This is a genomic window from Streptomyces sp. NPDC005533, from assembly GCF_042871845.1.
Taxonomy (GTDB): Bacteria; Actinomycetota; Actinomycetes; order Streptomycetales; family Streptomycetaceae; genus Streptomyces.
In genome coordinates, this window is sequence record NZ_JBIAJH010000020.1 from 54,765 (window position 1) to 69,067 (window position 14,303).

11 protein-coding genes are annotated in these 14,303 nt (G+C 72.7%); 5 read left to right on the plus strand and 6 right to left on the minus strand.

The genetic code is table 11. The features are described from left to right. Positions 1–7: 7 nt before the first annotated feature. Positions 8–373, plus strand: coding sequence for a response regulator transcription factor (locus ACFYP3_RS21120; RefSeq protein WP_388834610.1), 366 nt, complete (start codon positions 8–10; stop codon positions 371–373). On the opposite strand, the gene ACFYP3_RS21125 is transcribed toward ACFYP3_RS21120, so the two are convergent. From ACFYP3_RS21125 to ACFYP3_RS21140, 4 genes are all read right to left on the minus strand, one after another. Then, the gene (locus ACFYP3_RS21125) at positions 339–983 is read right to left on the minus strand and encodes a hypothetical protein (RefSeq protein WP_388834613.1); all 645 of its coding nucleotides are present in this window, start codon (positions 981–983) and stop codon (positions 339–341) included. The genes ACFYP3_RS21120 and ACFYP3_RS21125 overlap by 35 nt on opposite strands. Positions 984–996: 13 nt before the next feature. Next, on the minus strand, positions 997–2,196 hold the full coding sequence (mqnC, locus tag ACFYP3_RS21130; protein ID WP_388834616.1) for a cyclic dehypoxanthinyl futalosine synthase: 1,200 nt from the start codon (positions 2,194–2,196) through the stop codon (positions 997–999). A gap of 78 nt (positions 2,197–2,274) precedes the next feature. Then, on the minus strand, positions 2,275–4,080 hold the full coding sequence (locus tag ACFYP3_RS21135) for a serine/threonine-protein kinase (protein WP_388834618.1): 1,806 nt from the start codon (positions 4,078–4,080) through the stop codon (positions 2,275–2,277). 200 nt (positions 4,081–4,280) lie between these two features. Further along, positions 4,281–5,144 carry a menaquinone biosynthetic enzyme MqnA/MqnD family protein gene (locus ACFYP3_RS21140; protein ID WP_388834620.1) on the minus strand — a complete coding sequence of 288 codons (864 nt, stop codon included), beginning with the start codon at positions 5,142–5,144 and terminating at the stop codon, positions 4,281–4,283. A 237-nt stretch (positions 5,145–5,381) separates the two neighbouring features. Here ACFYP3_RS21140 and ACFYP3_RS21145 point away from each other — a divergent pair, with 237 nt between their 5' ends. Further along, positions 5,382–5,585, plus strand: coding sequence for a cold-shock protein (locus ACFYP3_RS21145; protein ID WP_030162033.1), 204 nt, complete (start codon positions 5,382–5,384; stop codon positions 5,583–5,585). Between the two features lie 255 nt (positions 5,586–5,840). Here the strand turns inward: ACFYP3_RS21145 and ACFYP3_RS21150 are convergent, their stop codons facing one another. Further along, on the minus strand, positions 5,841–7,502 hold the full coding sequence (locus tag ACFYP3_RS21150; RefSeq protein WP_388834621.1) for a lytic transglycosylase domain-containing protein: 1,662 nt from the start codon (positions 7,500–7,502) through the stop codon (positions 5,841–5,843). 230 nt (positions 7,503–7,732) lie between these two features. Further along, entirely contained in the window at positions 7,733–10,474 is a 2,742-nt protein-coding gene (locus ACFYP3_RS21155; RefSeq protein ID WP_388834624.1) for a PKD domain-containing protein, read from the minus strand. Between the two features lie 311 nt (positions 10,475–10,785). Between ACFYP3_RS21155 and ACFYP3_RS21160 the strand changes: the two genes are divergently transcribed. The 3 genes from ACFYP3_RS21160 (at position 10,786) to ACFYP3_RS21170 (ending at position 14,270) form a co-directional block, all read left to right on the plus strand. Beyond that, positions 10,786–11,382 (plus strand): dihydrofolate reductase family protein, encoded by a 597-nt coding sequence (locus ACFYP3_RS21160; RefSeq protein ID WP_388834627.1) that lies wholly within the window; start codon positions 10,786–10,788, stop codon positions 11,380–11,382. A gap of 127 nt (positions 11,383–11,509) precedes the next feature. Beyond that, positions 11,510–12,877 (plus strand): kelch repeat-containing protein, encoded by a 1,368-nt coding sequence (locus tag ACFYP3_RS21165; protein ID WP_388834630.1) that lies wholly within the window; start codon positions 11,510–11,512, stop codon positions 12,875–12,877. Between the two features lie 193 nt (positions 12,878–13,070). Next, positions 13,071–14,270 carry a Kelch repeat-containing protein gene (locus ACFYP3_RS21170; protein WP_388834632.1) on the plus strand — a complete coding sequence of 400 codons (1,200 nt, stop codon included), beginning with the start codon at positions 13,071–13,073 and terminating at the stop codon, positions 14,268–14,270. The last annotated feature ends 33 nt before the right edge of the window (positions 14,271–14,303 follow it).

Sequence of the window (14,303 nt, forward strand, 5' to 3'; positions counted from 1 at the left end):
GGATTTCGTGCGCGTCGTCAGCTTCAGCGTCCCCTCGTGGTTCCCCTCGTACGCGTCGTACGGGGAACCGGCCGGGCCGAGGACGACGGGCGAGGCCCTGCCCGAGGCCCCGCACTCCGCCGAGGCGCAGCTGACCGAGCAGGAGTCGGCCGTGTTCCTGTGCCTGGCCACCGGCGCCTCCAACCGGGAACTCGCCGTCGAGCTGCAACTGTCCGTCAGCACGGTCAAGTTCCACGTGGTCAACATAAGAGCCAAGCTCGGCGGCATCAGCCGCCTGCAGGCCTGCCTGCTCGCGGCCCTCGCCCGCGAGGACACCCGGCGCGCCGAGGTCGAACGCCTCAGCGGCGACGGTGGAGCAGTCGCCCGCCGATGACCGTGGCCACGCAGGTGGTCGCGCCCCGGGCGAGCAGCTCCCCCTCGTCCGCCACCGCGAAGACCGCGAAGCGGGCCGCGACGCCCGGCTCCAGCAGCCCGTGGAAGGCCTCTCCGGCCGTGTCCCGGCCGGCGAGGGGATCCAGGCCGGGCGGCCCCTCGGAGGCGGCCGGCGGCAGGATCACGAGCCCCGAGCGGCTCACCGCCGTGCGCACCGAGGCGACCGTGAAGCGGCCGCACACGGCGACCACCCCGCGCGCGAGGAGCTTCTGCGTGCCGCGCCGGGCACTGTTGCCCCAGCGCGCCTCGGTCATCTTCAGCGCCTCCAGCGCGTCCGCACCGCTGATCGGGTCGGCGCCGAGCTCGGGAACCTCGTACGGGTCGTCCGGGTAGTACGTCCGCTCCAGCAGTTCGTCCGCGCCGGGCGCCCGCAGCCCCGGGGTGAGGACCCCGGGCCAGCGGCGGGTGCGGGCGTGCGGAAAGGCCGCGGCGAGGTCGTCGTACGGTCCCACGCGGGCGATGCGGTCGCCCTCGACGAGGACCGCCCCGCCGGGCAGCGGTGCGCCGCCCGGCCCGGGCACGAGGAGTTCGGCGGTGTGGAGCGTCAGCATCGTGTCGGACGCGTCAGTTCGTGGAGATGAGCTTCAGTTCGGGGTGCGCCGTGCCGCCTTCGATGGCGGTGGAGGAGATGTGCGAGACGACGCGGTCGTCGACCGGGTCGTTCGCCGGGTCGTCGTGCACCAGGAGGTGCTCGTAGGTCGTCGCGCGCTGCGCCGGGGTCCGGCCCGCCTTGCGGATCAGGTCGATGATCTCCTGGCGGTTGGAGCGGTGCTTGGCACCGGCCGAGGAGACGACGTTCTCCTCCAGCATGATCGAGCCGAGGTCGTCGGCGCCGTAGTGCAGCGAGAGCTGGCCCGCCTCCTTGCCGACGGTCAGCCAGGAGCCCTGGATGTGGGCGATGTTGTCGAGGAAGAGCCGCGCGATGGCGATCATGCGCAGGTACTCGAAGATCGTCGCATGGGTGCGGCCCTTGAGGTGGTTGTTCTCGGGCTGGTAGGTGTACGGGATGAAGGCGCGGAAGCCGCCCGTACGGTCCTGCGTGTCCCGGATCATCGCGATGTGCTCGATGCGCTCGGCATTGGTCTCGCCGGTGCCCATCAGCATGGTGGAGGTGGACTCCACGCCCAGCTTGTGGGCGATCTCCATGATCTCCAGCCAGCGCTCGCCGGACTCCTTGAGCGGGGCGATCGCCTTGCGCGGCCGCTCCGGCAGCAGTTCGGCGCCGGCGCCCGCGAAGGAGTCGAGGCCGGCCGCGTGGATCCGCTGGATGGCCTCCTCCGCCGAGACGCCCGAGATGCGGGCCATGTGCTCGACCTCGGACGCGCCGAGGGAGTGGATGACCAGCTGCGGGAAGTCCTTCTTGATGGCGGAGAAGTGGTGCTCGTAGTACTCGACGCCGTAGTCCGGGTGGTGACCGCCCTGGAACATGATCTGCGTGCCGCCGAGCTCCACGGTCTCCGCGCAGCGGCGCAGGATGTCGTCGAGGTCGCGGGACCAGCCCTTCTTGGCGTCCTTGGGGGCCGCGTAGAAGGCACAGAACTTGCACGCCGTGACACACACGTTCGTGTAGTTGATGTTCCGCTCGATGATGTACGTCGCGATGTGCTCGGTACCGGCGTAGCGGCGGCGGCGCACCGCGTCGGCCGCCTGGCCGAGCGCGTGCAGCGGCGCGTGGCGGTAGAGGTCGAGCGCCTCTTCCTTGGTGATCCGGCCCCCCGCGGCGGCGCGGTCGAGGACAGACTGGAGAACGGCCTGGTCGGTCACCGGTGCGTCACCTTTCGGCGGTGTGTCTGTGTCAAGGTCCGGACCGATCCAGCCTACGCCAGGGGTTCCGGCGCCCCGTCACGGGCTTCGGGTCAGGTCGCCCTCGGGGTTTCCCGCGGGGGTGTCGCCGGACTTGTAGTGCAGCGTCCCGTTGGCGTTGAGGGTGAAGCGTTCGTCGGCGGAGCCGTTGGAGCAGATCCCGGGAGCCGGGTTGCGGTTGCCCGACGTGTCCAGGACGAGCGAGCGGTCGGTGGCGGAGGACAGCTTCCAGTCACCGCTGCAGTCGGTGCCGAGGACCGCCAGGACCGACTTGTCCCGGGCGACGACCTCACCGGTCCTGCCGCCCTTGATGGTGATCTCGAACTCGGTGGAGGCCCCGAGCCGGGCGGTGGTGACGGTGCCCTTCCAGGTGCCGACGAGCTCCTTGGGGACGTCGGTGCGGGTCCCGGTGGGGGCCCCGGAACTCGCGCTCGGCGCCCCCGGGGGCTGGGTGGCGCCGGGGGCCGCGGAGCCGGAGGGGCGCGGGCCGCCGTCCGAGGCGACGTCCCGCCCCTTGTCCCCCTGGCCGGGCAGCAGGCCCATCCCGTACAGCCCGCCGGACAGCCCAGCGAGCACGGCGGCCGCGGCGAGGACGAGGGTGCAGCTGAAGCGACGGCCGGCCGCCCTGACGCTGACCTGCCGGCCCCCCGTCCCCTCCGCGGCGGTCCGCTGCCCTGGCAGGCCGTACGGGCCGGCGCCGCCGGCGCCCGACCCCGAGCCCGCGGTCTCGGTCGGCGCCCCGAACACCCCGGGCGCCGAGCCCTGGCTGCCGTGGCTCCCCTGGCTCCCGTACGACTGGTACGGGCCGGGCGCGGCGAAGCCGGCGCCCGCCGGGCCCCCGTACGAGGCGGCCGTGAACGGCACCGGACCCGACGGGGCGTCCGGCGCGGCGCCGCCGCCGTACGACGGGTCGGGCGCCCCGAAGCCGGCCACCTGCCCGGTCCCGCCCCCGGTGGAGTCGGCGTCGAGGTCCAGCAGGGCCACCGCGGCCCGGCTGGCCTCCTCGACCAGGGGCGCGGGAAGCCAGCCGGGGGCGCCCAGCGCACCGCCGAGGGCCGCCGCGACCGCCTCGGGGGACGGGCGGTCGGCCGGCGCCTTGGCCAGGCAGGCCGCGATCAGCTCGCGCAGTTCGCCGGCGGCCAGCGCGCCGAGCTCGGGCGGCTCGTGCACCACCTTGTAGAGGAGGGTCGCCGAGTTGTCCCCGGTGAAGGGCGGCCGCCCGGTCGCCGCGAAGGCCAGGACCGCGCCGAGCGAGAACACGTCGGCCGCGCCGGTGACGCCCTTGCCGAGGATCTGCTCGGGCGACATGTAGCCGGGCGAGCCGACGGAGACCCCGGTGGAGGTGAGCGAGGCCGTGCCGTCCGTGGCCCGCGCGATCCCGAAGTCGATCAGGCGCGGGCCGTCGAGGGTGAGCATCACGTTCGACGGCTTCACGTCCCGGTGGACGAGGCCCAGCCCGTGCACGGCCACCAGGGCGCGGGCCAGACCCGCGCCGACGGCCCGTACCGAGGACTCCGGGAGCGGCCCGTGCGCGGCCAGCGCCCGGTCCAGGGAGGGCCCGGCCACGTATCCGGTGGCCACCCACGGCACCGGTGCCTCCGGGTCCGCGTCCAGCACCGGCGCGGTCCACTCGCCGCCCACCCGCCGGGCCGCCTCCACCTCGCGGCGGAACCGGGCGCGGAACTCCTCGTCGGAGGCGAAGTGCGGGTGCACGATCTTGACGGCGACGGTCCGGCCGCCCGCACTGCGCCCCAGGTAGACCCGGCCCATGCCACCCGCGCCGAGCCGGCCGAGCAGCCGGTACGCGCCGATGGTCCGCGGCTCGCCGGCTTCGAGCGGCTGCATCGCGTCCCCCAATCCCCCGTGATCGCGGGCGCCTTGTGCCACCCGGCCGAGCAGCAGCCTAGGCCGTGCGGGCAGGGGGGAAGGGCCCCGTCACCCTTTTGCATTTCCCGTCCGCGATCAGAAATGCAAAAAGGCGTGAATTCCCGGGAAACTTCGCATTCGCCCGACCGAACCCGCGGTCTACCGCTCGGTAAACCGGATCAGCACTCCTGGACCACCGAGCTCAGCAGCTCCACGGCCACGTCGGCGGCATACCCCGTCGTGGCTCCGGTGCGGCGCGCGAATTCCCGTACGCCGGCCAGCTGATCGGGGCCGAAACGGAAGTCGAGCGTCGTGAAGTACCGCTCCAGCAGATCCGCGTCGAAGGCCTCCCAGCGGGCCGCCTGCTCGGCGACCTTGGTGACCTCTTCCAGGGAGACGTCGCGGGAGGCGAGGAAGGCCTCGTGGACCTCGCGCACGACGCCGGGCTCACGGGCGAGGTAGTCCTTGCGGGCGGCCCAGACCGCGAAGACGAACGGCAGTCCGGTCCACTCCTTCCACATGTGTCCCAGGTCGTGCACGGTCAGCCCGAGCCGGGGCGCGTCGTGGAGCGAGGCGCGCAGCGCGGCGTCGCCGATCAGCACGGCCGCGTCCGCCTCCTGCATCATCACGCTCAGGTCGGGCGGGCAGGTGTAGTAGTCGGGACGTACCCCGTACTGCTCGGAAAGCAGCAGCTGAGCGAGTCGTACGGACGTACGCGAGGTGGAGCCGAGGGCGACGCGGGCTCCGTCGAGCTGCTCCAGGGGCACCTGCGAGACGATCACGCAGGACATCACGGGGCCGTCGCAGCCGACCGCGATGTCGGGGAAGGCGACGAGCTGGTCGGCGTTGCGGAGGAACTCCACGAGGGTGATCGGACCCATGTCCAGGTCGCCCTGGACGAGGCGCTCACTGAGCTTCTCGGGGGAGTCCTTGCTCAGCTCCAGGTCCAGCAGCGTGCCGGTTCTGGCCAGGCCCCAGTAGAGGGGAAGGCAGTTCAGGAACTGAATGTGGCCGACGCGGGGCCGGCTGCGGTAGACGTCCACATCGCGAGACTAGCCCCCGCATCCGCGTCAGCCTTCGGGCGGGTCTCAAACGTCCGGGTGACGTGATCTTTCCCTCTGGTCTCCGCCGCAGGGTGCGTGCTAGGCTCGACGCAAGTTGCAGTTTGGTTTCCCTTGCAGTACGAGGCCTGCGGAGAATGTGACCCGCAGGCTTTTGTAGTTTTCAGACTTCTTAGCAGGTTCTGGAGCAGGGCGACCCTTTGGCCCATAGGAGGGCTCATGGCTACCGGAACCGTGAAGTGGTTCAACGCTGAAAAGGGCTTCGGCTTCATCGCCCAGGACGGCGGCGGCCCGGATGTCTTCGTCCACTACTCCGCGATCAACGCCTCTGGCTTCCGCTCCCTCGAGGAGAACCAGATGGTGAACTTCGACGTCACGCAGGGTCCGAAGGGCCCGCAGGCGGAGAACGTCACCCCGGCCTAGTCGCCTGGGCCAACCTGTCGCGGGTTGGAAAAGCAGTACCCAAGGAGCCCTGTCACCTCTGCGCGAGCGGAGCGGCAGGGCTCCTGCCTTTTCCCTCCCGGGGTGGGGGGCGGGTACGGCAGTGGCCCCCGGCACCTTGACGGTGCCGGGGGCCACTTGCCGTACGGGCCGGGGCCCGGGCCGGTCGGCGCCGCGGGCCCCCTTGCTGCCGGGTGCCCCGGGGACCGGTGCGCGGCCTTGGGGCGCGCGGTCGGTCTAGGCCGGGGGCTGGGGCGTGGTGGGGGCGGTGATCTTGATGTCCAGGATCAGGGTCACGTTCTCCTTGGTGGTCAGGCGCAAGGAGTACGTGCCCGGGGCCACATCCGTGGTGAAGAGCTCCGGCAGGACGATCTTGCCGTCGGCGACCGTCTTGGGGAGCACGCGGCCGAAGACCTTCTTGCCGTCCTCGTCCTTGAAGTACGGGGCCTTCGCGGTCGCCGCGTCCACCGGCACCCACCTGCCGTCCGCGTCCTTCACGACCAGGTCGGCGACCGTCTCCGTGCCCGCGACGGCCTTGCCCGCGGCCGTGGCGAGGACCTCCACGCCCTTGAGGCTCGTACCGGCGACCACCTCCAGCGGCTTCGAACCCTCCGGGCGCGACAGCTTGTCGGCGACCGTCACCGTGACGCGGCCCTCGAAGTTCTTCGTGAGCCTGGTGGTGGTGTCGTAGGCGGAGGCGCGCAGCGTGAAGGTGCCCGCCCTGGGGCCCGCTTTCAGGCCGGGTGCGGCGGCGATGCCGTCCGCGTCCGTCTTGATCACCCGGGACTTCTCCGTCCCGAAGAGGGTGCCGCCGGTGGTGTCCTCCTCGACCGCGAAGATCACTTCGCGGTCGGCGGCGGGCTTGCCGTCGCTCAGGAGCAGCTTGACCTTCGGGACCACGGTGAAGGCCGCGCCGGCCTCGGCCGTCAGCCCGGGCCCGTCGAGCACCGTCAGGTCCTGCAGGTGCGGGGCCGGCTTCTCCGGGGTCGGAGTCGGGGTCGGCGTGGGCGTGGGCGTCGGGGTGGGGGTCGGCGTCGGGGTCGGCGTCGGCTTGGGCGTCGGGCTCGGCGTGATCGGGGTGTGCGGCGGGGTCGGCAGGGTGCCCGGCTGCACGGGCGGGTAGTTCCCCGCCGGCGGGTTCGGGACTTCGGCGGCGCCGCCGTTCTGGTACTGCCGCATGTAGCCGAGCACGGTGTTCACGTACTCGCGGGAGTTGTTGTAGCTGAGGATGGCCGCGTCGAGCTTGGCCTGGTTCGACAGGTCCCGGTCGCCCGCGCACAGGTAGAGCCCGGCGCCGAGCGCGGCGTCGTAGATGTTGTTCGGGTCGCGCTTGGCGTCGCCGTTGCCGTCGGCGCCCCAGGTGGCCCAGGTGGACGGGATGAACTGGAGCGGGCCGACGGCGCGGTCGTAGACGGTGTCCCCGTCGAACTCGCCCTTGTCGGTGTCCCGGATCTCGGCGAAGCCGTTGCCGTCGAGGCGGGGGCCGCGGATCGGCTTCTCGGTGTAGCCGTCGGCCTTGAGCCCGTAGCCGGACGCGTGGACGGACTCGACCCGTCCGATGCCGGCGAGCAGCTGCCAGGGCAGCTTGCAGCCGGGGAGCGCGGCCGCCACCGAGAGTTCGGCGCGGTGATAGGCGTCGAGGGCGGTCGCGGGTATCCCGCTGGCCCCCTCCTGCGCGCCCGCGCCGGTGGGCGGCGGGTCCGCGACGATGTCGGGCAGGTCCAGCCGGGCGTCACCGCGGTCGGTGGCCTGCGGGCTGTCCGGAGTCGGCTCGGACTCGCCCGCGTCGGCGGTCGACGGATTGGTCACGACCGCGGCGGTGGTCAGGCTGGCCGCGAGGGCGGCCGTGCACAGGACCTTGCGCGAGGTGTTGACGAGGTGACGGTGAAGCGGCTTCACAGTGCGGCGATCCCCCCAGGAGCCGTCAAAGGTGTACGGCAGGTCTAGCCGTGAATATCCACTGTCTATCAGGTATTAGAACCCGACTCGCCGTCACGCCGACAGATGTGACGCACCATTCGTCTCGGCTTCACCGGGCTCTCGCGGCCGAACGGTCCGACACCTCAACTCCCCTGACCGGATTGCCCCGATCGGAAGTGGTTTCCGATCGGGGCTCCGGTGTGCACCGCTTACGGCCGACTGTAGGTGAAGTAGCCGAGCAGGTCGGTGATCACGTGGTTGCTGCCGCCCCAGCTGTTCCAGATGCTGACCTTGCCGTCCCCGACGGGGGTGATGACGTGGTTGGGAACGGTCTCGCCGGGCCGGGTGTTGAGGCTGCTCGCGTCCGTGCGGGCGGTCCCGTACCCGTGGACGGTGAGGAAGCCGGCGTCGCTCGTGTCGGTCGCGGTGACGTTCAGGGCCGCGCCGACGGCGTCGGCCGGCAGACCGGCGACGGTGGTGGTCGCGCCGGGGGCGAGCTTGCCGGTGGTGCGGGTGTCGGCCAGCCGCTTGGGGACGACGGGGGTGAAGAAGGCGCCGCCGCCGCCGTCGAGGTAGTAGCCGACCGCGTCGACGATCAGGTCGGTGGAACCGGCGTTGTTGTAGAGGGTGATGGTGCCGTCGGGGCCGACCGGGACGATGACCTGGTTGGACTTGTCCTTGCCCGGCTCCGGGTTCAGGTTCGAGGTGGCGGGCCGCTTCGCCGGGTCCGCGTAGGCGATCACGTGCGTGGGGGCCGTGGCACCGGTGCTGGTCAGGTTGAGCGCGACGGCGGTGGCGTCCGGCGGAATGCTCCGCACGCCCGCGACCTTCACGGTCCGGGTCTGGCCGCCGCCCAGCGCGCCGCCCGCGGTACGGGTGTCGGCGAGCCGGGTCGGGGTGAGCGGGGTGAACCGGTGCCCGGTGTTGGGCTGGTAGTAGCCGACGAAGTCGACGACGACGTGCCCCTGGCCGGAGTTGAGCTGGGCGAGGACCTTGCCGTCGGCGCCGATGGGCACGGTGACGGTGTTGGACGAGGTGCCGCCCGCGCGGACGTTCACGTTCGAGGTGGCCGGGCGCGGCTGGCCCGAGGGCCAGACGTTCAGGTGGGTGTCCTGGGCGGCGCCGGTCACGGTCACGTTCAGGACGGCCGCGGTCGCCCCGCCCGTGTGGTGGGGGCCCGAGCTGTAGTAGACGATCGGCAGGGTCACCGGGGTCGCGGTGCCGGCCTGCACCGGGGTGCCCGCGGTACGGGTGTCCAGGACGCGGAACGGGTGCAGGGGCACGTAACCGGACGCGGCGTACGCGACCGGCACGGTCCGGCCGACCGTGGAGGTGGCGCCCTGGGCGTCCTTGAGGGTCACGGTCACCTGGTAGTCGCCGGGCTGCGCGTAGGCGTGCCGGACGGGTTCCAGCGCGGACACCCGCTCCTTGGCTCCGTCGCCGAAGTCCACGTCGACCTGCTGGACCGGCCACGGTGCGGCGGAGGTCCGCGGGTCGACCTCGACCGTCAGCGGGGCGACGTACGCCCGCGGGTCCTCGGCGGTGGGCAGGAACGGCTTGGAGGTGAGGGCGGCCGTCAGCGGACCGGGCGCGGTCACCTTGGCCGGGGACCCGGCGCCGACCTTCTGGTTGGCGTCGTTGTACGCGGTCACGGTCGCCGTGCACGCGCAGGGCGCGCCGTACACGTGCGTGGCGGTGCGCTCCTTGGTGACGACCGGGGCGGACCCGTCACCGAAGTCGAAGTGGTAGGTGAGCGGACCGGACCACGCGCTGACCGCGGTGGCCGTCGCCTTCACGGTGGTGCCGGCCGGCGCCCACGGCTGGTCGAGCTCCAGCCGGACGCTCTGCAGCCAGTCCTGGGCCTCGCGCGCACCGCGGTCGAGGTATCCGCCGTCCTTGCCGGTGTTGGGCACCCGGGGGTCGTCGACGACCGGGTATCCCTTGGAGTCGGTGAGCAGCACGCCGGGTGCCGTCGCGTCCGCGGAGTCGACGGCCTTCGTGCCGACTTCCTCGGCCGACGGGACCACGATGTCCCGGCCGCCCTGGCCGGTCGCGGCGTGGAACGCCGCCTGGTCCTGGTGGGCGGCCCCGCCCCACTTGTAGACCTGTCCGGCCCGGAAATCGCCCGCGACCAGGTTGTAGTCGGATCGGGTGCCGTCCGCGGCGCTCTGCGACACCGTGATACCGCCGCGTCCCAGGGCCGGGTCGCACGGACCGGACAGGGTCTTGGCGTTGATCAGGTTGTTGAACACGGCGGAGCCGGACGAACCGCCGCTGAGCGAGACGGCCGTGCCGCAGCCCAGGGAGACGGAGTTGTTCGTGACGACCGTGCCGGGGGCGTCCACCACGGCGAGCGGATCCGGCTTGTCGCCCTGGATCTCGTTGCGGCTGAGTACGGTGCGCTGGGCGCCGCCCTCGATCCGGACGTGGCCGTACAGCACGGCCCGGCTGACGCGCACGTCCGTGCTCGCGTCGCCGACCACGAGGGACGCCGCGCCCGTCGGGGCGATCGTCCTGATCCGCTCCAGCTCGACGTCGGTGGAGCGGCTGACCTTGAGGCCGCCGTTGGCGTTCAGGTCGCGGAGGACCACGTGCGCGGCACCGCTGAGGGTGAGGGCGTGCGGGCCCAGGCTCACCGCGCTGCCCACCGGCCCGTCGGCCACGAAGCTGACCGGCTTGCCCGGTGCGCCGGAGCTGCCGATGGTGAGGGCCTCGTCGTAGGTCCTGCCCGTCTTGATCCGCACGGTCTGACCGGGAGCCACGGCCTTGGCCGCCGCCGAGATGGTGCAGAAGGGCACGGCCTGCGAGCCGGGGCCGCTGTCCGCGCAGGAGGAGCCGGCGGAGTTGTTGACGTAGAGCGCGGGCGGGGCCTCGGCGGCCGCGGCGGACGGAACACCGAGAAGGGGGACGAGACCTGCGGTGAGCAGGACCGTCGCACGAGTGGGACGCACCAGGGGGTTTCCTTCAGGCCAGAAGTGACGTGGGGTCACGCCGGTCGCGGCGCCGCACGACTGGTAGACGTTCTGTTCCCCCAGCGTCAGTCGGGCGCGCGCGAGCTCGGACAGACATCGATCATCATCCCTCGCCGAACCGGCCACTGTCACCGTTTTCGGCCACGGTCGGCAGGTGTCGGCGTGACCCACGTCACCGCCGCGAGCGCGTGGGACGCGATGAATTCCGGCGAGCGCGGCAGTCTCTCCTTCGTACGCACCGACCGCGTACCCGCCGACCGGCGTGAAGAGCTCGTAGAAGAGGAACCGCCATGCGCGTCGTCGTCACCGAATTCATGAGCCTCGACGGCGTCGTCCAGGCCCCCGGCGGTCAGGGCGAGGACGACGACGGCGGCTTCGCCCACGGCGGCTGGTCGCACCCCTTCTTCGACGCGGAGGTGGTGGGCGGCGCCTTCGCCGAGGCCGTGGCGAAGGCCGAGGCACTGCTCTTCGGCCGCCGCACCTGGCAGACGATGGCCGCGGCGTGGCCCGACCGCGCCGGCGACCCGTTCGCCGACCAGATGAACGCCATCCCGAAGTACGTGGTGTCCGCGACCCTGGGCGAGGACGAGCTGACCTGGAACAACACCACGCTCATCGCCGGCGCCGAGGCGGTGGACCGCATCCGCGAGCTGCGCACGGGGGACGGCGGCGACCTGGTGGTCATGGGCAGCCCCACCCTCGTGCGCACCCTGCTGGGCGAGGGCCTGGTCGACGAGCTCCGGCTCATGATCATGCCGGTGCTCCTGGGCGGCGGTAAGTCGATCTTCCCGGCCGACGGCGGGCTGCGCACCCTCGAACTGGCCTCCACCACCATCAGCCCGGCGGGCGTCCACGTGTGCACCTACCGGCCGGTGACCCGGGGTTAGGTCGTCGCCGGGGCGTTGAGGCAGATGACCGTCACGGCGCGCGACATCATATGACCCTATGTAATTTCGCGAATGCCCAGCCTTCCACCTCGGCAGACCGTGCCGAGGCATGCCCGAGAGGTGCCCCATGAGGCGCATTGCGCGAAGTGACCAAGACGAATCGCCGCCCGGTCGGGCCGCTCCGGCCGGTCCGGCCCGCCGGACCGGGCATCGCGGCTGGCGGCGGCTCGCCGTCGCCGCCCTGGCCCCGCTGCTGGCCCTCTCGGCGACCACGGCGACGGCCCAGGGCGTGTGGGTGCACGTCCCGAACATGCCGACGGCGCGTTCCGGGCTGGCGAGCACCGGGGCGGACTGCCCGGAAGGGCTGCGCGGCACCTGCGTGTACGCCGCCGGCGGCAACCAGGCTCCGGAGAAGTTCGAGGCGTACAGCCCCGCCAGCGGCACCTGGGCCACGCTGCCGGCCCTGAAGACCCCCCGCCACCACGCCGCGGCGACGACGGCGCCCTGCCCCAACGGGGTGCGCGGCGACTGCGTCTACGTCCTCGGGGGTGCAGGCGGGGGTCCGGCGCTCGACGTCGCCGAGGCCTACAGCACCGAGACCAACGTCTGGCTGTCCCTGAGGGACATGAACGACGCCCGCACCAACGCGGCGGCGGCCACGGCGCCGTGCCCCGAAGGACTGCAGGGCACGTGCGTCTACGCCTACGGCGGCAACGACACCGGCTCGGCGGAGGCGTACAACCCGGCCACCAACACCTGGGCCTCCGTGGCGACCCTGCCGACCCCCCGCAGCGACCACGCCGGCGCGTCCGCGCGCTGCCCCGGCGACACGAACCCCCGGCACCTCTGCGTGTACGCCATCAGCGGGACCAACGCCAACCCCCTCTCGGTGGACTTCTACGACCCCGTCAACAACCAGTGGGGGCCCGCGGCCGAGATCCCGACCGCCCGTGTCTCCGGAAGGGCGGCGACGGCGCCCTGCCCCGACGGCATGAGCAACGGCTGCATCTACACCGTGGGCGGGAACGCGCCCGCTCTCACCACGGTCGAGGCCTACACCCCGGTGACCAACGTCTGGGTGACGCTGCCCTCCACACCGACGGGTCACACGGAACACGGCGTGGCTGCGGCGCCGTGCCCCAAGGACACCAGGAACCACTGCGTGTACGCCGTCGGCGGCGTCCTCGCCGAGTCCGGCACGAGCACGACCGAGGCCTTCGCGATCGAGCGGGAGAACGCCCGGCCCCAGACGAGGCCGGAGCCCCTCCCCGCGCCCACGACCGCGAACGGCCCGCGACCGGACCCCGCACAAGCCCCGCCGCGCAAGCCGGACGCGAAGCCGCAGCCCGACGGGAAGCCCTGGCAGAGGCCCGAGCCCAAGCCCGACGCCAAGCCGGCGCCCAGGCCCCCGGCCGCCGACCCGGACACGGGTCTCGACCCGGACCTCGACCCGGAGCTCGACCTTCCAACTGACGAGACGGAAGACGTCCGCTAGTCACACCCCTCCCCCCTGGGCCGGCGCCGCCACGGCGCCGGCCCTGCGCGTCGTACGGCCGACCGGGTAGGACTCCGGCATTTCACTCGTCACGCTCAGCAACCATCACATGATCCTATGTAACGTCGCGATGCCCCCTTTCCGCCGCGGCAGACCGTGCCGAGGCCGCCACGAGAGGTACCCCATGAGGCGCATGCAGCGAAGCGACCGACAGGACTCCCCGCCCGGCCGGAGCAGACGCCGCCCCACCTGGCGACGCCTCGCCGTCGCCGCCCTGGCCCCCTTGCTGGCCCTGACCGCGACGACCGCGACCGCCCAGGGCGTCTGGGTGACCGTCGCGCCCCTGCCGACGGTCCGCGTCGCCCACGCCGCTACGTCGGCGCACTGCCCGGAGGGGCTGCGCGGCACCTGCGTGTACGCCGTCGGCGGCAGCGAAGCCGGCCTTGACAGCGGCAAGGCCGAGGCGTACAGCCCCGCCACCAACACCTGGGCCACGCTGCCACCGCTGAAGACCCCCCGCTCCTTCCTCTCGGCCACGACGGCGCCCTGCCCCGGCGGGGTGAAGGGCGACTGCGTGTACGCCATCGGCGGCACCGGCCCCCTGGGCGCCCCTTCGAGGACCACGGAGGCGTACAGCACGGAGACCGGTGTCTGGCTGAGCCTGCCCCCCGTGCCGACCGCCCGTATCGCACCGGCCGCGGCCACCGCACCCTGCACCGAGGGGCTGGGTCTGGGGGGCACCTGCGTGTACGTCTTCGGCGGGAGCGTCGCCGCCGGCACGGGTCTCACCACGGTGGAGGCGTACAGCCCGGCCACCAACCACTGGGCCACGGTCACGTCCCTGCAGATCGGCCGTGCCAACCATGCCGGCGCCGCCGCCCCCTGCCCCGCCGATCTGGGCCTGCGGGGCACCTGCGTGTACGCCATCGGCGGAGTGCCCGCCAACGCCCGCTCCTCGGTGGAGGTCTACAGCCCGGTCCTGAACGGCTGGCGGCACCTCCCCGACATCCCGACGGGCCGCGACGACGGGCCCGGCGCGACCACCGCGCCCTGCCCCGAAGGCATCAGCGACGGCTGCGTGTACGTCCTGGGAGGCGCCGGCGCCGGCGGCCTGCTGAACAACTTCGAGGCCTACAGCCCCGTCTCCAACACCTGGGTGACCCTGCCCTCGATCCCCACGGGCCACCGGCAGACGGCCGCCGCCACGGCGCCGTGCCCCAAGCGGCCGAAGAGCAGCTGCGTGTACGCCGTCGCCGGCTTCGTCGACAGCACCCTGGACTCGGGCACCACCGAGGCGTTCGCGATCGAACGCCCGCCCGCCGGGCACCGTCCGCAACCCGCTCCCACCCGGCCGCCGACCGGCCCGGTCACCCTCCCCGCGCCCGCTCCGTAGACCGGGTCGCGCCGCACCGGCCCGCCTGCCGGA